The 20,363-nt window shown below is 61.3% G+C and carries 17 protein-coding genes; 13 read left to right on the top strand and 4 right to left on the bottom strand.

Annotated elements, in window-relative coordinates; all coding sequences use genetic code 11:
- Window positions 1-13: 13 nt before the first annotated feature.
- From HBN54_RS16125 to HBN54_RS16115, 3 genes are read left to right on the top strand one after another with little or no spacing between them, the layout of a single operon-like run.
- A complete protein-coding gene (locus tag HBN54_RS16125) occupies window positions 14-286 on the top strand; it encodes a hypothetical protein (protein ID WP_168674247.1) in 273 nt (90 codons plus the stop codon).
- A complete protein-coding gene (locus tag HBN54_RS16120; RefSeq protein WP_168674246.1) occupies window positions 283-660 on the top strand; it encodes a type II toxin-antitoxin system VapC family toxin in 378 nt (125 codons plus the stop codon). The genes HBN54_RS16125 and HBN54_RS16120 overlap by 4 nt, the downstream gene beginning before the upstream one ends.
- A gap of 22 nt (window positions 661-682) precedes the next feature.
- The gene (locus HBN54_RS16115; RefSeq protein ID WP_168674245.1) at window positions 683-1,537 is read left to right on the top strand and encodes a DUF4846 domain-containing protein; all 855 of its coding nucleotides are present in this window, start codon (window positions 683-685) and stop codon (window positions 1,535-1,537) included.
- 3 nt (window positions 1,538-1,540) lie between these two features.
- Here the strand turns inward: HBN54_RS16115 and HBN54_RS16110 are convergent, their stop codons facing one another.
- Entirely contained in the window at window positions 1,541-2,203 is a 663-nt protein-coding gene (locus HBN54_RS16110) for an HAD family hydrolase (protein WP_168674244.1), read from the bottom strand.
- A gap of 165 nt (window positions 2,204-2,368) precedes the next feature.
- On the opposite strand from HBN54_RS16110, the gene HBN54_RS16105 reads away from it, so the two are divergent.
- From HBN54_RS16105 to HBN54_RS16075, 7 genes are all read left to right on the top strand, one after another.
- On the top strand, window positions 2,369-3,085 hold the full coding sequence (locus tag HBN54_RS16105) for a pirin family protein (RefSeq protein WP_168674243.1): 717 nt from the start codon (window positions 2,369-2,371) through the stop codon (window positions 3,083-3,085).
- Window positions 3,086-3,255: 170 nt separating this feature from the next.
- A complete protein-coding gene (locus HBN54_RS16100) occupies window positions 3,256-3,840 on the top strand; it encodes a nitroreductase family protein (protein WP_168674242.1) in 585 nt (194 codons plus the stop codon).
- Window positions 3,837-4,547: a pirin family protein gene (locus tag HBN54_RS16095; protein WP_168674241.1), complete on the top strand. Its 711-nt coding sequence runs from the start codon at window positions 3,837-3,839 to the stop codon at window positions 4,545-4,547. Before HBN54_RS16100 ends, HBN54_RS16095 begins: the two co-directional genes overlap by 4 nt.
- Window positions 4,548-4,739: 192 nt before the next feature.
- Window positions 4,740-5,273, top strand: a complete 534-nt coding sequence (locus tag HBN54_RS16090; protein ID WP_168674240.1) for a hypothetical protein — start codon at window positions 4,740-4,742, stop codon at window positions 5,271-5,273.
- A gap of 264 nt (window positions 5,274-5,537) precedes the next feature.
- A complete protein-coding gene (locus tag HBN54_RS16085) occupies window positions 5,538-6,221 on the top strand; it encodes an SIR2 family NAD-dependent protein deacylase (protein WP_168674239.1) in 684 nt (227 codons plus the stop codon).
- A gap of 70 nt (window positions 6,222-6,291) precedes the next feature.
- Window positions 6,292-6,537 carry a hypothetical protein gene (locus tag HBN54_RS16080; RefSeq protein ID WP_168674238.1) on the top strand — a complete coding sequence of 82 codons (246 nt, stop codon included), beginning with the start codon at window positions 6,292-6,294 and terminating at the stop codon, window positions 6,535-6,537.
- 172 nt (window positions 6,538-6,709) lie between these two features.
- Entirely contained in the window at window positions 6,710-7,267 is a 558-nt protein-coding gene (locus HBN54_RS16075) for a metal-dependent hydrolase (RefSeq protein WP_168674237.1), read from the top strand.
- Between the two features lie 40 nt (window positions 7,268-7,307).
- Here HBN54_RS16075 and HBN54_RS16070 read toward each other — a convergent pair whose 3' ends face one another.
- Entirely contained in the window at window positions 7,308-8,807 is a 1,500-nt protein-coding gene (locus HBN54_RS16070; protein WP_168674236.1) for an FAD-dependent monooxygenase, read from the bottom strand.
- Between the two features lie 112 nt (window positions 8,808-8,919).
- On the opposite strand from HBN54_RS16070, the gene HBN54_RS16065 reads away from it, so the two are divergent.
- The 3 genes from HBN54_RS16065 to HBN54_RS16055 all read left to right on the top strand — a co-directional run bounded on the left by HBN54_RS16065 (window position 8,920) and on the right by HBN54_RS16055 (window position 15,235).
- A complete protein-coding gene (locus HBN54_RS16065; protein WP_168674235.1) occupies window positions 8,920-12,690 on the top strand; it encodes a BamA/TamA family outer membrane protein in 3,771 nt (1,256 codons plus the stop codon).
- A 170-nt stretch (window positions 12,691-12,860) separates the two neighbouring features.
- A complete protein-coding gene (locus HBN54_RS16060; protein ID WP_168674234.1) occupies window positions 12,861-14,087 on the top strand; it encodes a BamA/TamA family outer membrane protein in 1,227 nt (408 codons plus the stop codon).
- Between the two features lie 158 nt (window positions 14,088-14,245).
- A complete protein-coding gene (locus HBN54_RS16055; RefSeq protein ID WP_168674233.1) occupies window positions 14,246-15,235 on the top strand; it encodes a Ppx/GppA phosphatase family protein in 990 nt (329 codons plus the stop codon).
- 118 nt (window positions 15,236-15,353) lie between these two features.
- Here HBN54_RS16055 and ppk1 read toward each other — a convergent pair whose 3' ends face one another.
- Both ppk1 and gyrB read right to left on the bottom strand, forming a co-directional pair.
- Entirely contained in the window at window positions 15,354-17,723 is a 2,370-nt protein-coding gene (gene ppk1, locus HBN54_RS16050) for a polyphosphate kinase 1 (RefSeq protein WP_235955559.1), read from the bottom strand.
- Window positions 17,724-18,368: 645 nt separating this feature from the next.
- Window positions 18,369-20,363 (bottom strand): DNA topoisomerase (ATP-hydrolyzing) subunit B, encoded by a 1,995-nt coding sequence (gyrB, locus tag HBN54_RS16045; protein WP_168674232.1) that lies wholly within the window; start codon window positions 20,361-20,363, stop codon window positions 18,369-18,371.

Below are 20,363 nucleotides of genomic sequence, written 5' to 3'. Positions count from 1 at the left end.
TCGAAGTACTCCTATGAACCCCTCGCAAAACCTTCCCGTTGAGGAACAAATCCTGCTGACGGTAGCCGACCAGAGCAAGCTCGATTTGGTGATGGAGCTGCTGAGTCATTTCGATTTGGTGCGGGCCGAGCGGGTGAAAGCAATGCCGAAAGCGCCGAAGGAAGTGTCTGCTGAAGCTGAAGCGGATTTCTGGGCCTTAGCAGGTATCTGGAAGGACCGGGATATTGACCTGAAAAAAATACGCCAGGAAAGCTTTGACCGCCGGACCAAAAACTATGACCGATGATATTGCTTGACACCAATATTATCATCGAGTTTTTCAAGCAGAATTCCACTGTGGTCGCGGAGCTACACCGACTGGAGTTGTCTAATCTGGCGGTTAGCGTTGTGGTAGCAGCGGAGCTTTACCAGGGGGCATTGAATACCGCCGAGCTAAAGCTAATCGAGAAAGGTGTGGCCCGGTTCAGGCATTTACCGCTGCTGCCGGAAATCGGGGAGCAAATACTTGACTTACTGCGTCAATACGCCCTTAGCCACCGGTTGCAATTTCCTGATGCCCTCATTGCCGCTACCTCCCTGCACCACCAAATCCCCCTTTACACACTAAACAAAAAGGACTTCCGTTACATCGCTGGTCTTCAACTTCACGAGCCCGCTTAGCGGGCTCGTTTGCTTTTCCGGTATGGCTGTTTCTGTTGCTTCCCTGGCGGCCGCGCTGCTGGCGCTGAGTGCCCTTTCCGCGCCGACTCCTAAAGGCCTGGTGGGCCGACAATACCCTTGGGCGACTTCTCCCAGCGCCCAAACGCTGGCTGCCCGCTTCCCCGCCCCACCCAACTGCCGGCGCGTGCCCGTGGCGGCCGGCAGCTGGGGCGAGTGGCTGCGCTGGCTGCCGCTGAAGCCGGCCGGCACCAAAGCCCGCCTCTACAACGGCCAGTTGAAAGACCGGCAGGATGTGGTGGCCGCCGTGGTCGATATCGACGTGCCGCCCCAGGATTTGCAGCAGTGCGCCGATGCCGTGATTCGCCTACGGGCTGAGTATGTGTTCAGCCACGACCCCAATAAGGTGCATTTCCACCTCACCACGGGCTACGATTTCTGGTTTTCGGATTTCGTGACCGGGCACACGTTTCGGGTGATGAACGAGGAGGTACTGCCCGCCACCCGGCCAGCCGAAGCGCCCACCCACGCGGCGCTGGCGCGCTACCTGGTGCCCACGTTCGGCTACGCGGGTACGCTGTCGCTGAGCCGGGAACTGCGTCCGGTACTGCTGGCGCAGGTGCAGCCCGGGGATGTGCTCATTCATGGCGGCGCGCCCGGCCATGCCGTGCTGGTGGTGGAAGTAGCCGAAAATCCGGCCTCGCATCAGAAGTACGTGCTGTTGGCCCAGAGCTACATGCCGGCCCAGAGCATTCACCTGCTGCGCAACGTGGATGTGCCGGCCCTCGGGGCGTGGTTCGCGGTGCCGGGGCCGAATGAGGCCGAATTTAATACGCCCGAATGGACGTTTGCCCGCCAAGAGCTGAAGCGGTTTGAGTAACGCTTAGCCCGGCTCGATGGCCTCGATGTCGGCGGCGCTAAGCTCGTCAAACTGCCGGATGATGCGGTCGGCCTGATGCAGGTCCTGGCCGACGGAATGCGGGCTGGCGTAGGCAATGCAGTAGATGCCGGCGGCTTTGGCGGCCGTTACGCCGTTGGCGGCGTCTTCGATAACGATGCACTCCGCGACGGGCGTTTCGGCCAGTTCGGCGGCGCGCAGGAAAATGGCCGGGTGGGGCTTGGATTCGGCAAAATCCTCGCCGCTGAGGCGGTGCGTGAAGTAGGCATCCAACTCGAAGCGGTCGAACACCCGGGAAATGGTGGCTTTGGAGGCGGAGGACGCTACGACTAATTGCAGGTTGTGGCGGCGCAGGTCTTCGATGAGGGCGCGCACGCCGGGCAGCAGGTCGAGCGTGGTGTCTTCGTCGAATGCCTGGTTGAACAGCTCGCGCTTGCGCATCACCATGGCTTCTACGTCCTGCGGAAGGTGGTATTTCTGCTTGAGTAGCTGGAACACATTGCGCGTGGATTTGCCCAGAAACGTGGCGTATTCGGCGGCTGAAACGGGGATGCCCAACTCGGCAAACTCGGCTATAAAGGCTTGGTGGTGCAGGGGCTCGGTGTCGATAATGACGCCGTCCATGTCGAATATGACCGTACGAATCATGCGGGGGAGGCAAAAGGATGATGGCGGGTAAAGGTACCGGCTGGCAATTCGGTACCGCTTCCCTCCTATTCAGGGAAGCGGGAAAACTTTTTTTACTGGAACAATGTATAGACATTAAATGTATGTACATTTGTCATATTAACGTATCTAACTAACGCCCTTATCATGGCCCGCACCGTTCTGCATCTTGCCAACACCCGCGGCCACGCCAACCATGGCTGGCTCAACTCCTTCCATACCTTCAGCTTCGCCGGCTATAATAACCCCGAGCGCGTGCACTTCGGCGCATTGCGCGTGCTGAACGATGACACCGTGGCCGGCGGCATGGGCTTCAGCAAACATCCGCACGACAACATGGAGATTATCTCCATCCCGCTCTCCGGCGACCTGGAGCACCAGGATTCGATGGGCAACAAAACCGTGATTCGTGAAAACGACGTGCAGGTGATGAGTGCCGGCACCGGCGTGGCCCACTCCGAAAAAAACCACAACAGCAAGCAGGAAGTGAAGTTTCTGCAAATCTGGGTGTTCCCCAACCAGCGCGGCATCAAGCCAAACTACGGCCAGCAAACCTTCACCCCGGAGGCCCGCCACAACCAGCTTTTGGAAGTGGTATCGCCCACCGCGGATGGCACCAGCGTGCACATTCAGCAAGATGCCTGGTTCCACCTCGGCAACCTTGACCAGGGCTTTACCACCGACTACGCTGTTAAAAAAGCCGGTAACGGCGTCTACGCCTTCGTGCTGGAGGGCAATGTGACCATCAACGGTCAGGCCCTGCACCGCCGCGACGGCTTCGGAATCTGGGAAACCGATAAGCTGGAAATCAGCGCCGATAGCAAGGCGGAATTGCTGCTGGTGGAAGTACCGATGGAGTTTTAAGTAGGTCTTACGTTCGCCTCACCCCCCGGCCCCCTCTCCGAAAAGGAGAGGGGGTGCCAGACGACATCCTTGCAATGTTTTTTTGAAATCATTCAATGTTCGTTAGCGCCTACTTAACTCCCCCTCTCCTTTTCGGAGAGGGGGCCGGGGGGTGAGGCGAACGCCAGAATATGAACCACGCCCCCACCACCTACCCCGTTCACGACCTTATCCGCAGCCGTTGGAGCCCGCGCTCCTACTCGGCCCAGCCCATTGCGCAGGATGTTCTGAACCAGGTTTTTGAAGCGGCTTCCTGGGCCTTTAGCGCCATGAACGCGCAGCCCTGGCAGTACATTTACGCTCATAAGGCCGACCCGCCGGCGTTCCAGAAAATCCTGGATACGCTGATGCCCGGCAACCAGCCCTGGGCCAAAAATGCCCCGGTACTCATCATTGCCCTGGCCAAAACGCAGTTTGACAACGGCCAGCCCAACGGCGCGGCCCTGCACGACCTGGGCGCGGCCAACGCCACGCTGTTTCTCGAAGCCACCGCCCTGGGCCTGCACGGCCATGTAATGGGCGGCTTCGACCGCGAGAAGCTGCGCCGGGATTTCAACCTGCCCGATAACGTAGCCCCGGTGGCGGTGCTGGCCCTGGGCTACCTCGGCGAAGCGGAACAATTGGAGGAGCCTTTCCTGAGCCGCGAGAAAGCCGCCCGAAACCGCAAGCCCCTCGCCGAGTTTGTATTCCACAACGAACTCCCCACTACCGTATGAAAACCCGCCTCACCCGCGCCGCCGAGCGCGGCCTCAAAGACATTGGCTGGCTAAAAAGCCACCTCTCGCTCAGCTTTGGCCCCTACCCCGACCCGGAGCGCAGCGGCTTCGGCCTGCTCCGCGTCTTCAACGACGATGTGGTGCAGCCCGGCGGGGGCTTCGGCATCCACGGCCACGCCAACATGGAAATCATTTCGGTGATGCTGGCCGGCAGCATGAACCACAAGGACACCCTCGGCTACACCGAAGTGGTTCACCAGGACTGGGTACAGATTATGAGCGCCGGCAGCGGCCTGCGCCACGAGGAGCACAACGTGGGCGACACCGACGTGAACTTCCTGCAAATCTGGATTGAGCCCAAGCTCCAGAACATTGGCCCGCGCTACCAGCGCCGCCAGTTCCCGGAAGCCAAGCGCGAAAACCAGCTCACGACCATCGTGAGCAATGAGGAAGGCCAGGCCCATTGCTGGATAAACCAAAACGCCAAGCTCTCCCTCGGCTACTATACCGAAGCCCAAACGGTGAACTACGCCTTTAAGCCGCTGAATAAGCTGCTGTTTCTGTTCGTAATCAGTGGCTCGGTGACGGTGGCCGGGCAGGAAGTGGGACCCCACGACAGCCTCGGCATCTGGGAAACGGACCACGTAAGCATCGAAGCTGCGGCCGGCACGCGGTTCCTGCTGATAGAGTGCCCGATAAACCACTAGTAGCTTGGACTATGCGAGTCCGAGCCCCCGCGCCTGCCGCATTGTTGCGGGCCAATGCCTTCCGACGACCTCAATCATGAATGCGAAAAAAACTGCCCCATAGCGAAGCAAATTACAGCCCCACCGGCACGTTGGTGCGTAGATTAAGAATCAGTTGTTTCTTCGCTTTTTCTTACCCCAATCCCACCCACCATGTCCGACGCCCTTCAAGCGCCCACTCCTGACCAGCCAGCCAAAGACTGTGGCCTGGTTTTCCGCCAGAACACCACTAACCCACCCCGGGCGGCCGGCGAGCTGGGCCTAACGCCCCGCCAGCGCGTGCAGCAGGCCGCCTTCTACGCCCACGATGTGCGCAACGACCCCGAGCGCAAAGCCGCCTACGGCAAGCATACCGACGAGATTCTGCGTTCGCCTTACGCCGTGGCGGTGGCCGACTACCTGAACGCGCCCAACATTACGAACGTCGATTTTACCAGCTACCGGGGTCAGGTGGGCGACGTGATTGTGGTTAAGGCCACCGACGACTTTGCTTTACATCACGTCCACATCCTCATTCAGAACCCCGATGGCAGCATCGTGGAAGAGGGTGACGTGATGGCCGAAGCCGATGGCACCACGTTTCGCTACGTGGCCACGGCAAAAAACGACTCGCTGGTGGGCGATAAGATTACAGTGACGGCCACCGACCACCCCGGCAACGAGACGACCAAGCAGACGGTGCTGTAGCAAGCCACGCACGGCTCCTTTGATACCTGACCGGCCCGCGAATTTCCATCGTGGGCCGTATTTTTTTGTAGCGGGTAGCTTGGACAATCGCACCGGGGCTGAAGCGCCGGGCCAGAACTGCTAATCCTATTGGTGCGGAAGCCCTGTTTCCCTCCTTACGTGGAGGTGGCGTTGCCATTAGTACCCCTACTGCTTGCATAACCCTTTTTTATTTCGACTTTCGTCAACGCCTACCCTCCCCCATATCCTCCTACCCCATAAAATATGAAACACCTTGTTGTCCTTACCGGGGCCGGCGTCTCGGCTGAGTCCGGCATCCGCACGTTCCGCGACACGAACGGGCTGTGGGAAGACCACCGCGTGGAGGACGTGGCCTCCCCCGAGGGCTTTGCCCGCAACCCGGCTTTGGTGCTCGATTTTTACAACCAGCGCCGCGCCCAGGCCCGCACCGTGCAGCCCAACGCCGCCCACCTGGCCCTGGCCGGCTTCGAGGAGCAGCCCGGCTGGCGCGTCAGCATCATCACCCAAAACGTGGACGACCTGCACGAGCGCGCCGGCTCCACCGATGTGCTGCACCTGCACGGCATGCTGAACCAGATGCGCTCCGTGCAGGACGAAACCACCGCCTACAACTGCCACGGCGACATTCACCTCGGTGACCTGGCTCCTGATGGCCACCAGCTGCGCCCCCACATCGTGTGGTTCGGCGAGATGGTGCCCGCCATCGAGGAAGCCGCCGAAACCGTGGCCACCGCCGATGCCCTGCTCATCGTAGGCACTTCGCTGCAAGTGTACCCGGCGGCGGGCCTGCTGCACTATGCTCCCGCCACCTGCCCCGTATTTGTCATCGACCCGCACCAGCCCGAAGCCGGCCGGCGCGGCGTGCGCTACGTGGTGGAAGCCGCCAGCACGGGCGTGCCCAAGGTGCTGCAAGAGCTGGCCCGCTAGGGCGCAAAAGCGGCCCGAAATTTCATCCTTTTATTAGGCCGAAAACCCGTCTGCCTTCTACCTTCGCGGCATGTACAGACTCGTCACCAAATACAAGCTGCTCGGCCTACGCAACGAGCATGACAGTGCCCACGACCACAACCACATGGTCCTCAGGCCGATTCCACAGGTCCCTGAAGCCTTCGACACCGAGCAGGCGGCTTTCGACTGGGCTCTGAGCAACCAGGAAGAGCTGCGCCACCACCCCGAATTTGTGGTACTGCCCGTGCACCACATGGTGCTCACCTGGCGCCCCGAAGATGAGCCGGCCATCTAGTAAGCGCGGCTTCTGGGGGGAGTTCTGGCCCAAGGCCCTCATCCTCGTTGCCGTCATCGCGGCCCTGTGGCTGCTTGAACACTACGGCTTTATCCGTCGTTGGTAAACGCATTCTCTTTGCGCTGGTCCGTCTGCCTTTGGCGGGCGGACCAGTCGCTTTTTATTCCTGCTCATGGCTTCTGCATTTGGCCACGCCGCGCTGGGGGCCACCCTGGGCAAACTCCTGCTCCCCGACCGCCGGCACTGGCCTTACTGGGTAGCGGCGGGCATCTGCGCCGCTTTGCCCGATGTGGATTCGGTGGGCTCCCGCCTGGGGGTGCCCTACGACAGCCTTTGGGGGCACCGGGGGCTCACGCACTCGCTGCTGGCGGCCGTCGTGGTGGCTGCAATAGGCACCCTCCTGGCCCAGCTGGCGCGCCCCGGCCAGCGGCCCGCTACCGGGCGGCTGGCGCTGCTACTGTTTCTGGCCACCGCCTCGCACGGCCTGCTCGATGCCCTGACAACTGGCGGCCTGGGTGTGGCATTCTTCAGCCCCTGGCACCTGGAGCGCTATTTCTTTCCATTCCGGCCCATCAGGGTATCGCCGCTGAGCATCCGGGGTTTCTTCGGAGCCAAGGGCTTGCGGGTACTGGCCAGCGAAGCTATTTGGGTGGGAATACCGTGCCTGCTACTGCTGGGCTGGCAGGCATTGTGGGCTCCGCTTGCCAAGGCACGCCCTGCCCGAGGATGATGCTCCAGACAGCAAATTCCAGCGTTGAATAAAAACGTTCCTATAGCCCCAGCCACTGCCGGGCATAGGCGGCAAATTCCGGTTCGCTAAATGCGGCAGCTACCAGCCCGAGGTAGCCATCGGGCCGCACCAGGTAAACGGTGCCCGGGGTTTCGCCGGGGGCGGGCGTCACCTGGGTGGCTGGGAGCTGCCGCGCGTGCGCCCAGGCTGCGGCGGCGGGGGCTGGCCCTACGTGCAGCAAGTGCCAGCCAGCGGGCCGAATGGCCGGGTACCGGTCGGCGGTCCAGGGCAGGCGGTCGCCGCCGCTGGCGGCAGGGGTGCGGCCCTTGCTCAAAGGCGAGTCGGGGTAGGCAATGGCAACCTGGGAGATGATGCGGAACAGCCGCCGCCGGAATACCGGCAGGCGCAGGGCCAGCGGCAACAGCCGCGGGGCCAGCTGCGACCGCACGAAGCTGGCCCAGGCCGAAGCCCGCGTGGCCCCGGTAAAGGCGCGGTCGGTGGTGGCCACCAGCTGGCGGGCGAAGGGCAGGCGCTCGGCTTCGTAGGTGGCCAGCAGGGCCTCGGCCGGGGCAGCGGGGCGCAGGGCGGCGGCCAGCTTCCAGCCCAGGTTCACGGCATCGCCCATGCCCGTATTCATGCCCTGGCCCCCGGCGGGGCTGTGGATGTGGCCGGCATCGCCCACCAAAAAAGCGCGGCCCTGCCGAAAGTGGTCGGCCACCCGGTGATGCACCCGGTACGTCGAGAACCAGCTCACCGACTGCACCCGGATATGCTCGGCGGCTTCGAGGGCGGGCTGCACATCGGCGAAAGTGGCCGCGTCGGGGCTGGTGCCGGCAGGCAGCAGGCCAATGATGCGCGTACGCCCGCCGGGCATGGGGAAGAAGGCATTGAACGTACGCGGGGCCAGCGAAATCTGCAGCTGGCGGCCTGCCTGCGGGTCGGGCGGCAGGCCCTCGGTCACGGTATCGGCCACAAAGAACGTCTGCTCATAGGTGCCGCCGGGGAAGCCAATGCCCAGGGCTTTGCGCACGGCCGAGCTGGCCCCGTCGCAGCCGGCCAGGTAGGCGGCCCGGGCGGTGGCCGGCGCGCCGCCGGGGGCCTGCAGCGTAGCCGTAACGCCGTTGGCATCCTGGGTCAGGTCGAGCAGGGCCGTGTTCCACTCCACGGCCACGCCGTAGCCAGCCAGGGCATCGCGCAGCAGGCTTTCGGTCTGGTCCTGCGACAGCATAAGCAGGAAAGGATAAGGGCTGAGGCCTGCACCGATGCGCCCCAGCGGAACGGTGGCCACCACCCGGCCATGGCGGCGCATGGCCCCGCCGCGCACCAGCTCGCCCCGGGCCACGAAAGCTTCGGCCAGTCCGTGCCGGTCCAGCAGCTCCAGCGTGCGGGCGTGAACCACCAGCGCCCGGCTGAGGGGCGAAGGGCCGGAGCGGGCATCCACGAGGCGGAGCCGGAGGCCGTGGCGGCACAGCTCCAGCGCCAGCAGCAAACCCGAGGGACCGGCTCCGGCAATCAGCACATCAGCAGCGGTGGGGCTCATCGGCAAAGTGGGGAAATTAGCAGGTAAATGTACCCACCTGGGCCTTTTAACGCGGTAAATATGGCCACGTACTGCTCCTCTGCCGTAGAAGAGGGCCATATCTTCTCTGCTTATGTCTTTTCGCTACGTTCGCGCATTTTTTGCCGGGCTATTCCTGGTGGCTTCAGCCTCCGCTTTCGCCCAGGCCCCTGCCCATACCGTTTTCCTGCTCGGCAACACTGCCCAAGCCGAATTACCTGCCTCCCGCCTCAAGCTGCTGCGCGCCACCCTGGAGCAGCAATCCGGGCCGTTCACGGTGGTGCATCTCGGTGATATTGTGGCAAATGAGGGTTTGGCCACTAAAAAGGATACTGCCGTCAGCCAACAGGCCCGGGACCGCGCCGATGCCCTGATTGCCTTGGTTAAGGGCCTGCCGCAGGGCAAAATCTACTTCCTGCCCGGCGATAAGGACTGGGCCAATTCCGGCCCCGCCGGCCTCAAAGCCGTGCGCCGCCTCGAAAAATACATCGAGAAGCAGCTGCCCGGCCAGAATGCCTTTATTCCGACCAATGGCTGCCCCGGCCCCGAAGTGGTGGACGTGGCCCCGCTGGTACGCCTCGTAGCCATCAACACGCCGTGGTTCACCCACCCCTTCGACCGGCCCGAAGCACCCGATACCGACTGCAAAACCCTGACTAAGGAGGAGTTCCGCGAGCAGCTGCAGGACCTGATTGACGAAACCAAGAACAAGAACGTGCTGTTGCTGGGCCATCACCCCGTGGTGACCAACGGCGTGTACGGCGGCCACGAGCCGCTTTCGCGCCATCTCAGCCCACCCGTATTCGGTACCATTTACGCGGCCTACCGCCAGAACGTGGGCACCCCGCGCGACTTGGCCAACCCCCGCTACCAGGAACTACGCAAGGAGCTGCTGAACACGCTGCAGAGCAACCCCGGCGTGATTTACGCCGCTGCCCACGATTTCAGCCTGCAAATCACCCCTTTCCAGGGCAACTACCACCTTGTAAGCGGCAGCTTTGCCGAGAGCGAGCATGTGGGGGCCAAGGGCCAGTCACTCTATAGCAAAAGCGAGGAAGGCTACACTACCCTCGAATACTTCGCGGATGGCACCGTGAAGACGCATGTGTTCACCTTTGCCGATAAAGGCCAGGCCGCTAAGGACGCCTATACTGCCACGCTTTTCCGCTCGGCCTGCGCTAATGGCGGCGACCAGAAGGCCCCCGCCAACCCCTTTATCACCACCTGCCCCGGCGCTGTCCAAACCGTGGCTGAGGCCAAACCCGACGTGCCTTTTCAGGCCACTACCATCGTGGTGCCTGGCCCGGAGTATAAGCCCACCGGCAGCCGCAACTTCTTCATTGGCAAAATCTACCGCGCTGCCTGGCTACAGCTGGTGACGGTGAGAACCTTGGATTTGAACACCGAAAAAGGCGGCCTGCGCCCCACCGGCAAGGGCGGCGGACGCCAGACGACTTCCCTCAAGCTCATCGCGGCCGACAGCTCGGAGTACGTTTTCCGCTCCGTGGACAAGGACGTGACCAAGATTCTGCCGCCCGAGCTGCGCAATTCCATTGCCTCGGATGTGCTGCGCGACGTGACGGCCACGGCCAACCCGTATAGCAACCTGCCCATCAGCTACATGCTGGACCAGACGGACATTCTGCACGCCCGCCCGCGCCTGTTCCGCCTACCCGATAACCAGCAGCTCGGGAGCTATCGCGAGCAGTACGCCGGCCTGCTCGGCACCCTCGAAGACTCGCCCAAAGACCCCAAGCCCAACCTGCCCGGCTTCGGCGGCTCCGATGAGGTGAGCCGCAGCTTCAGCCTGTTTCGCAAGTTGTACAAGGACCACGACAACCGCGTGGATGCGCCGGCCCTGGCCCGCGCCCGTGCCTTCGATATGCTGGTGGCCGACTTCGGCAAGCACGAGGATAACTGGAAATGGGCCGGCTACAAGCAGCCCAACGGCGGCCTGCTCTACCGTCCTATCCCACGCGACCGCGACCAGAGCTTCACGCTCTGGAACGGTTTTCTCAGCTACCTGGCCAACCGCGAGTGGGCCGTGCCCAGCATCGAGGGATTCAACGACCAGTTTGAGGACATGAAAAGCCTGAACTGGCCCGCCCGCCACCTCGACCGTTTTCTGCTGCAAAACCTGAGCCGCGAAGACTGGCAGACCGCAGCCAAGTACCTGCAGGCCAAAATCACCCCTGCCGTTATCGATGGGGCCACGGCCCAGCTGCCGTCCGAAATTCAGGACAAATCCGGCAAGGACATCAACCGCAAGCTGAAGGCCCGCATTCAGGAGCTGCCGAAGGCCATTGATGAATATTACCTGCTGCTGGCTAACCGCGTCGATGTGGTGGGCTCAAACAAAGGCGAGGTTTTCCAGGTGAACCGGATGCCCGATGGCCAGGTGCGCGTGCAGATGTTTGACCGCGCCGGCGATACCGATGCCGCTAAGGGCCCTGCCCTGTTCGACCGCACTTTCAAGCCCGGTGAAACCGAAGAAGTGTGCCTCTACGGCCTCGGTGGCAAGGATGTATTCACCGTCACCGGCGAGGGTGGCAGGCACAGCGTGCTGGTGCGCGTGATTGGCGGCGATGGCAAAGACAAAATCACCGACAACTCCACGGCCACCGGCCTGCGCGCCCGCACCAAAATCTACGACCTACCCGACACCGAAATGCAGCTCGGTCCGGAGTCAGACAACCGCACCAGCACCCGCCCGGGTGTGAACGAGTACGACCGCGAGCAGTTTGAATTCAACTCGTACCGGCCCAGCATTGGGCTGTTTTATAATGCCAACGACGGCTTTGGGGCCAGCGCGGGCATCACCTTCCTGCGGCAGGGTTTCCGCAAGCCGGGGTATAAGAATATTTATTCGTTTGATGTGCAGGGCAGCCTTAACGGACTGTTTCAGCTCACAGCCAGCACCCGGCACCGCTACGCCATTGGCAAGGTCGATGTGGGCGCGTCGGCCAGCTACGGCAGCTACTTTCCATTCTACCGCTTCTTCGGCCTGGGCAATAACACGGGCTTCGACCAGACGCTCTACGACAACAAGTTCTACAACGCCCGCTACCGCGGCTACACCGTGAATGCCTTTCTGGAGCGCACCTTTTTGCAGCGCAGCGTCATTCGCGTTGGCCCCACCTACGAGAACTATACCAGTGACTTCGGCGGCAATACCTTCCTGGGTACCTACCAGTACCGGCCCGATGGCCCGGTAGTCGACCCCTCCATCAACGTGAGTTCCCAGCACTTGCTGGGCCTGAATGGGGTATTCGACCTGGACCTGCGCAACCGCGCCAGCTTTGCCCAGCGTGGGGTACGCATTCGGGTACAGCACGACACCTACACGCAGCTCACTAACAACGCTACTATTCTGAGCCCCAACGGCTCGCTCAATAACGGCAAGGCCACTTTTGGCCTCACCCAGGGCTTTGCCGAATATTATGGCACAGCTAAAATCGGCCTGCCCGTTACGCTCGTCCTCAAAGGTGGTGGGGCCAAAAACTATGGCCCCGATGCTTCCATTCCGTTTTACAAATTCGCCAGCATCGGTCAGAACGAGGGCCTGCGTGGCTACTACCGCAACCGCTTCAGCGGCGACGCCGCTCTGTACTACAACACGGAATTGCGCCTCGCACTTGGCCAGGTCAAAAACAACTTCCTGCCCTTCTACTACGGCGTGTTCGGCTTCTACGACCAGGGCCGGGTGTACTACCAGGGCGCCTCGCCCGGCGGCTGGCACACCGGCTACGGCGGTGGCTTCTACATCGCCCCGGTGGTCGAAACGCTGACCTTCGCCGTGTCTTACCAGAAGTCGGTGGAAAGCTCGCTCATCCAGTTCGGTCTGGGTTTCCGCCTGGATAAGTAGCGAAGCTGCGTGGCGGCTGGCCGGCGCTCGAACAGGCCAACGGTCACCACGTCGACTAATACCGTCTATTGGGCGAGTGCCCAGATTTCCGATAAAACCGTGGGCTACCTTCGGGTTCAATGGCTGGTTAGCCAGTCAAAACCTGCTCAGCTCCTTCCGGTTCACCCAATATGTTCTCCTGGCTTTTCGCCTTATTTATACGGCGTAAACGGGCCGGAGTCGGTGGGCTGATAGCAGCCCTGAGCATCATCGCCCAGGCGGCGCAGGCGCAGCATACGCCACCCCTGCCGGCCTCGGCCGACGTGGTGGACGTGACCCGGCTGGCTTTTCCGCGCCTGCCCGCCCACGATTCGCTTTCGATGCAGCAAGGGCAGAAAGCCCTGCTGATAGTGCCCGTAATCGGCTACACGCAGCAAACCGGCGGCATTGCGCAGCTGGCATTCAGCTTGGCTTTTGCCCGGCCGGGGGCCAACGTGTCGACGGTACTCGCCGGGGCCGCCTACACCGTCAACGACCAGCTTATCATCACGGCCACCTCTTCCCTCTGGACCGCTGACAACCACTGGTATTTTGTGGGCGACTGGCGGCTAATGCGCTATCCGCAAAGCACCTACGGCCTCGGCATGTACACCAGCACCACCGACCGCGTGGTGAGCATGAACTACGACTACCTGCGCATTTACGAAAGCGCGTTGCGGCGCATAGCCCCGGCCTGGTACGCGGGCCTGGGCTACCAGCTCGATTACCACTGGAATATTGTGAGCCGCAACGCTTTTCGCGAGGTGAGCCGGATTTCGCGCTACCCGTTCGGGGTTGAGGGCACGTCGGTATCCTCGGGGCCGGTGCTGGCTCTGCTGCACGACACCCGCGCCAACGCCATCAACCCGCAAGGCGGCCGCTACCTGAGCACCGTATTGCGCACCAACCTGAAAGCCCTCGGCAGCACCAGCGTCTCGCAGATGCTGCTGATTGACGCCCGCACCTACCTGCACCCCTCGCCGCACTCGGCCAATATTCTGGCGCTGTGGTCCTACAACGCCGTCACCATTGCCGGCAACCCGCCCTTCCTCGACCTGCCCAGCACCGGCTGGGACACCTACAGCAACACCGGCCGGGGCTTCATTCAGGGCCGTTTTCGGGGCGATGACCTGCTCTACGGCGAGGTCGAATACCGCTACGGCATCACCCACAACCGCCTGCTGGGCGGCGTCGTTTTCGCCAATGCCCAGACCGTGACCGAGCAGCAAAGCCGGCACTTCGAAAAAATAGTACCCGCCGCCGGGGCCGGCCTGCGCCTCCGCCTCAACAAGGTGTCCAACACCAACCTGGCCATCGACTACGCGTTCGGGGCCGATGGCTCGCACGGCCTTAGCCTGAACCTCGGTGAGGTATTCTGAGTAGTATACCTCACGCCTCAGCATGATGACGCCCCGACGACGAGCGGACAGCCAGCTAAAAAGCAGGCAGCCCGCATCTGCCGCATGCCACTAAAATCGATTCCCAAAGCCCCGCCCATCGGCTTACCTTTGGGTTTTACATCTTTCCCCGCTCCTGCATGAATTTCCCCCTTCGCAAGCTCGCCGCCATTGATATTGGGTCCAACGCTGTTCGTTGTCAAATATCGGCCGTGCTGTTTTACGAAGGGCGCTACCGCCTTAAGCGGGTTGAGTACGTGCGCTTTCCAATGCGCCTGGGCGAAGACGTATTCGCCACCGGCGAGATTTCGCCAGCCAAGGAGGAAAAATTCGTCAAGTTCCTGCACTCGCTTCGCCTCCTGATGGAAGTGCACGACGTGGCCCACTACCTCGTGTGCGCCACCTCGGCCATGCGCTCGGCCACCAACGGCGCGGCCATCGCCGCCCGCGTGCACCGGGAGCTGGGCATGGAAATCAAAGTAATCGACGGCCAGGACGAAGCCTTTTACATCAACCGCGTCATCGAGCATGTGCTGGAAGACAAGCGCCACTACCTGCACATCGACGTAGGCGGCGGCAGCACCGAGTTCAACATCTACCACGACCGCCGCAAGGTGGCCGCGCAGTCGTTCGAAATCGGCTCCATCCGCCGCATGCAGCAGGAAGAAAGCGGCGAGGCCGGCACCGAAGCCCAGGCCGAGCTCTGGGCCCGCATGGAAGCCTGGGTGCGCCACAATGCCCGCCAGTACCACGTTACCCGCGCTATCGGCACGGGCGGCAACATCAATAAAATCTACAGCCTCACCTCCTCGGCTCCCGATAAGCACATCACCCGCCGCAGCATTGAGGCCACCCTCACCCGCCTCTCGGGCCTGACCATGACCGAGCGCGTGAACGTGGCCATGCTCAACCCTGACCGCGCCGACGTTATCATTCCCGCCGGCCACATCTACCTATCCGCCATGCATTGGGCCAACGTCACCACCATGGTCGTGCCCGACATCGGCCTGAAAGACGGCATGCTGCAAGCCCTGTTCGAAGAATTTTTCGACGAGATGAACCCCGAAGGCGGTCACCCCGCCGTACTCCCCATCCCCGACGTGCGCAACCAGCCCGCCGAAATGGAGTGATTTTTGGGGGCAGGAGGGTGTGGGGGTAAGAGGGTGAGAGGATGTGGGGGTGTGGGGATAAGAATTTTAACTCCTACCCCCACACCCTCCTACCCACCTACCCTAAAAACCCCTTTCGCTACGCTTTCACCGCGTCCACAGCGGCCTCGTCGATATGCCCTACGGGCGTTGCATCGTCCTCGCACGCTTCGTCCTGCTCGCAGTCGTTCTCGCCGCCCTCGCCAAAGGAGTCGTCCCGCGTGTTGACCTCTTCAATCGACTCCAGCACCGTCAGCGCCGCCGCCTCTTCTGAAGCCTGCAAGGCGGCCGCCACATCGGCGCGGCGCTGGGCCTGCACCCCCAGCAGGGCCAGCAGCCCTTCCGGCGATGCGGTGGCCAACTGAGCTTCGTCGCGCTTGAAAAAATCCTTGTGCACGTTCACCACCGGCTCGCCGGGCGCTGGACGCTGGCGGATGTACGCGCCGTCTTCCCGCATCACGTAGCTATTCTGATTATCCATCATATTCATCATCAGAATATTAATGGCCTCCCGCTTCAGCTGCGGATTCACAATCAGAAACAGTGCCTCAATGCGCCGGTCGAATGAGCGGACCATGATATCGGCCGAGCCGGCGTATACTTTGGCATCGCCGCCGTTGTGGAAATAGAACAGGCGCGTGTGCTCCAGGTACTCGCCCACAATGCTGCGTACCTCAATGTTCTCGCTCAGGCCCGGCCGCCCTGGCCGCAGGCAGCAAATACCGCGCACAATGAAGCGGATGGGCACGCCCGCCTTCGCCGCCTTATAGAACTCGTCGATAATTTCCTTGTCTTCCAAGGAGTTCATCTTCATAACGATGCCACTCTCGTGCCCCTTCTTGGCGTGCTTCACCTCCTCACGAATGAGGTGGATGAGCTGCTGACGCATGTCCTTGGGTGCCGTGATGAGGTACTCGTAATCATCGGGCTGCGAGTGGCCGGTGATTACGTTAAAGAATTCCGACACGTCGTGCCCGTACACATCATTGGTCGTCAGCAGGCTAACATCGGTATAGAGGCGCGAGGTCTGCTCGTTGTAGTTGCCCGAGCCAATGTGCACGTAGCGCGTCACCTTCTCACCCTCCTTGCGGATAATCATGAGCAGCTTGGTGTGCGTCTTATACTTGCTCACTCCATAAATCACGAAGCAGCCGGCCTTTTCCAGCCGTGCCCCTTCCCGAATGTTCTTCTCCTCATCAAACCGGGCTTTCACTTCGAACAGCACCGAAACGTGCTTGCCATTCTCGGCCGCCTTCAGCAGCGCAGCCGATACGCGGGAATCGTCGGCCAGGCGATAGATGGTTTGCTTGATGCCCAGTACGTGCGGGTCCACTGCCGCCTGCTCCAGCAGCCGCACCATGGGCTCAATGCTGTTGTAGGGGTGGTGCAGCAGCACGTCGTGGTGCTTGAGGTATTCGAACAGGTTTTCGTCGGCCCCCTCGGGCAGGCTCAGCGGTGGCACCGAGGCCTGCATTTTGGCGGCCCGGCCCCGGAAATTGGGGTGGCGTACAATCTGCCACAGGCCCTTTAGGTCAATCAGCGAGTTGATTACGAATACGTTGCCATTGTCAATATTCCACCGTTCGCGCAGCACGTTCATCAGCGTGCCCGAGGCGTTGGGCTCCACTTCCACACGCACCACACGGCCGCGCTTGCGGGTTTTCAGGCCCACCTGAATTTCCTTAATAAAGTCGTTGTCAATATCATCCGACTCTTCCAGCGTGAAATCACCGTTGCGGGTAATGCGGAACAGGTCGGCCGACACGATGTCCACGTTGCGGAACAGGCGCGGGAGGAACTCGCGCACCACTTCCTCAATCGGCACAAAAATCACCTTGTCCTTGCGCGTGAGCTCAAAAAACCGGGTCAGGTTCTGCGGAATCTGTACGAAGGTGAGGCGCTCCTGCCCTTTTTCCGCTTCGCCATCAAGCCCCAGGGCCAGGCCGTTGCCGATGCGCGTAACGACCCCGAAGATGAGCATCTGGTTCATCATCAGCGGGAAGCCGTGGTACGAGTCGTACACCATCGGCGTGAGCAGCGGAAACACCGTATTCTTGAAGTAGCCGTCGGCCTTTTTCACTTCCAGCTCTGTCAGGTCGCTCATCTTCAGAATGTTGAAGCCGTTCTTCTCGAAGTTCGGCCGCAATTCATTCAGGTAGGTCAGGCTCTGGTCATTCACGAAGCGGTGCGCGAAATCGAGCAGCTTGCGCCGGAACGGCAGCTCACGCAGGCCCGAGTAGTCGATGCGCTCCTTGCCGTAGTCGAGGTAGTTATACAGCGAGCCCACCCGAATCATGAAAAACTCGTCGAGGTTGGAACTGGTGATGGCCAGAAACTTAAGCTTGTCGAACAGGCCCCGACTGGCGTCCTGCACCTGGTCGAGCACCCGGTAGTTGAACCGCAGCCAGCTCAGGTCGCGGCTGATGTACTTGCTTTTGCGGATAAGGTCGGAGGACTTGAAGAGCTTCATAATAGATAAAGATGGCAGGACAAAATACGTGAAATATGCCCCACGAATAACACTTTACGCGGAAATAATAGCGGTGGACTTAATCTCAACCAACAATCGCGGGTCAATCAGGGCCTTAGCTTCCAGCACGAACAATGCAGACCAACTAGCCGCAATAACTTCGCCATTTGCCTGGTCCACGGCTCCCATAGCAGGACGCAGGTCACGAACCTGCGCGCATCTGCCACGTTCTCAAACGGTGTACCCACGGCATTAAGTGCCACGCCTCCCGTTTCCAGCATACGCTAGCTGTGGATGTAAGTATCTGCTGTTACGCAGCAGGATGCTGGCGCGCGTCTGCGACGCGCTGCCGATTGGTGCCGAGCCTGTGGCTCGGGGTTGAGCAATGCGCGGGAGAACGAGCAAAAGCGCCTCCCCCCCCCCCCCGAGCCACAGGCTCGCCGCCAGTTGGCAGCGCGTCGCAGACGCGCGCCAGCTTCAACTTAGTGCTCAACAGCAGTAAGCATCTGAACCAAGCCAGCAAGAGCCTACCACTGCCTCAAGAAAGAAGAACACGGCGAAAAAAGAAGGGCAGCCCCAATGGCTGCCCTTCCTCACATTCACAAAATCCGTGAAATCCGTTACAATCCGCGCCAATCCGTGGTCTTAGACGTCCAGCTTGGCGTACTTGGCGTTGCGCTCGATGAAATCGCGGCGCGGGGCCACTTCGTCGCCCATCAGCATGGAGAAAAGGTGGTCAGCGTCGGCGGCCGACTCTACCGTTACCTGCTTCAGGGTGCGGGTCATGGGCTGCATGGTGGTGGTCCAGAGCTGCTCGGCGTTCATTTCGCCGAGACCTTTGTAGCGCTGCACGTTCACCGTTTCAGGCTTGCCACGGCCGAGGTCGGCCTGGGCGGCGATGCGCTCCTCTTCGTTCCAGCAGTAGCGTTCCTCCTTGCCGCGCTTCACGAGGTAGAGCGGCGGCTGGGCGATGTAGATGTAGCCCCGGTCCACCAGCTCGCGCATGTAGCGGAAAAAGAAGGTCAGAATCAGCGTGCGAATGTGCGAGCCGTCGATATCAGCGTCGGTCATGATGATGACCTTGTGGTAGCGCAGCTTGCTAAAATTCAGCGGCCCCGATTCGGTACCGTCATCATCGGTCGTGAACGCCAGCGACTTGCGCTCGTTGAAGCTCACGCCCAACGCCGTAATCATGTTCTTGATTTCCTCGTTCTCCAGAATGCGGTGCTCCTGGGCCTTCTCCACGTTCAGGATTTTACCGCGCAGCGGCAGAATGGCCTGAAACGCCCGGTTGCGGCCCTGCTTGGCCGTGCCGCCGGCCGAGTCGCCTTCGACGAGGTACAGCTCACAGATTTCGGGGTCCGACTCCGAGCAGTCGGCCAGCTTGCCCGGCAGGCTGTTCGACGACAGCACGCCCTTGCGCTGCACCATGTCCTTGGCCTTGCGGGCGGCGATACGGGCCTTGGCGGCCAGAATCACCTTCTCCATAATGCGGTTGGCCTGGTTGGGGTTTTCCTCCAGATACTGCATCAGGATTTCGCCCACCACGGAGTTTACCGCGCCGCTTACTTCGGAATTGCCGAGCTTGGTTTTGGTCTGGCCCTCGAACTGGGGCTCCATCACCTTCACCGAGATAACGGCCGTGAGGCCTTCGCGGAAGTCGTCGCCGGTGATGTCCACCTTGGCTTTTTCAAACAGCTTGTTCTTGTCGCCATACGATTTCAGCACCCGCGTAACCGCCGAGCGGAAGCCCGCTACGTGCGTGCCGCCTTCGATGGTGTTGATGTTGTTGACGTAGGAATAGACGTTTTCCTGGTACGAGGTATTGTACTGCAGGGCCACTTCCACGGGCGTGCCGCCCTTCTCGCTCTCCACGTAAATGGGCTCCGAAAGCAGCGAAGGGCGCTGCTCGCCGTCGAGGTACTGCACGAAGTCGCGCAGGCCGCCGGTCGAGTAAAACTCTTCGCCGCGAAACTCGCCGCCCTCCAGCTTCTCGCGGCGGTCGGTGAGCGTGATGCGGATGCCTTTGTTGAGGTACGAGAGGTCGCGCAGGCGCGAAGCCACCGTGTCGTAGCGGTATTCGGTTTCGGTGAAGATGCTGGCGTCCGGCAGGAACTGCACTTCCGTGCCGTGCTCGTCGGTATCGCCGATTTCCTTCACGGGGTACTGCGGGAAGCCAATTTTGTACTCCTGCTCGTACATGTGGCCGTTGCGGCGCACGGTCACCTTCAGGTCGGTGCTGAGCGCGTTCACGCAGCTCACACCCACGCCGTGCAAACCGCCCGACACCTTGTAGGAGCCTTTGTCGAACTTGCCGCCGGCGTGCAGCACGGTGAGCACCACTTCCAGGGCCGACTTGCCTTCCTTGGCATGCCAGTCCACGGGAATGCCGCGGCCGTTGTCGCGCACGGTCACCGAGTTGTCCTCGTTGATGGTCACGTTAATCAGGTCGCAATGCCCGGCGAGGGCTTCGTCAATCGAGTTATCGACCACTTCCCACACCAGGTGGTGCAGGCCTTTCAGCCCGGTGTCGCCGATGTACATGCTGGGCCGCTTACGCACGGCCTCCAATCCTTCGAGTACTTGAATGCTGTCGGCCGAATAATCCGACTGGGGAATCTTTGCTGTTGTTTCGCTCAT

Source organism: Hymenobacter artigasi, assembly GCF_012275535.1.
Classification (GTDB): domain Bacteria; phylum Bacteroidota; class Bacteroidia; order Cytophagales; family Hymenobacteraceae; genus Hymenobacter; species Hymenobacter artigasi.
The sequence above is the reverse complement of the archived record's forward strand: the minus strand, read 5'-3'. Positions and strand labels throughout refer to the sequence as shown.

Coding starts and splice junctions, on each gene's coding strand:
- HBN54_RS16125 (WP_168674247.1), top strand. CDS start 14: ATGAACCCCTCGCAAAACCTTCCCGTTGAGGAACAAATCCTGCTGACG.
- HBN54_RS16120 (WP_168674246.1), top strand. CDS start 283: ATGATATTGCTTGACACCAATATTATCATCGAGTTTTTCAAGCAGAAT.
- HBN54_RS16115 (WP_168674245.1), top strand. CDS start 683: ATGGCTGTTTCTGTTGCTTCCCTGGCGGCCGCGCTGCTGGCGCTGAGT.
- HBN54_RS16110 (WP_168674244.1), bottom strand. CDS start 2,203: ATGATTCGTACGGTCATATTCGACATGGACGGCGTCATTATCGACACC.
- HBN54_RS16105 (WP_168674243.1), top strand. CDS start 2,369: ATGGCCCGCACCGTTCTGCATCTTGCCAACACCCGCGGCCACGCCAAC.
- HBN54_RS16100 (WP_168674242.1), top strand. CDS start 3,256: ATGAACCACGCCCCCACCACCTACCCCGTTCACGACCTTATCCGCAGC.
- HBN54_RS16095 (WP_168674241.1), top strand. CDS start 3,837: ATGAAAACCCGCCTCACCCGCGCCGCCGAGCGCGGCCTCAAAGACATT.
- HBN54_RS16090 (WP_168674240.1), top strand. CDS start 4,740: ATGTCCGACGCCCTTCAAGCGCCCACTCCTGACCAGCCAGCCAAAGAC.
- HBN54_RS16085 (WP_168674239.1), top strand. CDS start 5,538: ATGAAACACCTTGTTGTCCTTACCGGGGCCGGCGTCTCGGCTGAGTCC.
- HBN54_RS16080 (WP_168674238.1), top strand. CDS start 6,292: ATGTACAGACTCGTCACCAAATACAAGCTGCTCGGCCTACGCAACGAG.
- HBN54_RS16075 (WP_168674237.1), top strand. CDS start 6,710: ATGGCTTCTGCATTTGGCCACGCCGCGCTGGGGGCCACCCTGGGCAAA.
- HBN54_RS16070 (WP_168674236.1), bottom strand. CDS start 8,807: ATGAGCCCCACCGCTGCTGATGTGCTGATTGCCGGAGCCGGTCCCTCG.
- HBN54_RS16065 (WP_168674235.1), top strand. CDS start 8,920: ATGTCTTTTCGCTACGTTCGCGCATTTTTTGCCGGGCTATTCCTGGTG.
- HBN54_RS16060 (WP_168674234.1), top strand. CDS start 12,861: ATGTTCTCCTGGCTTTTCGCCTTATTTATACGGCGTAAACGGGCCGGA.
- HBN54_RS16055 (WP_168674233.1), top strand. CDS start 14,246: ATGAATTTCCCCCTTCGCAAGCTCGCCGCCATTGATATTGGGTCCAAC.
- ppk1 (WP_235955559.1), bottom strand. CDS start 17,723: ATGAAGCTCTTCAAGTCCTCCGACCTTATCCGCAAAAGCAAGTACATC.
- gyrB (WP_168674232.1), bottom strand. CDS start 20,363: ATGAGCGAAACAACAGCAAAGATTCCCCAGTCGGATTATTCGGCCGAC.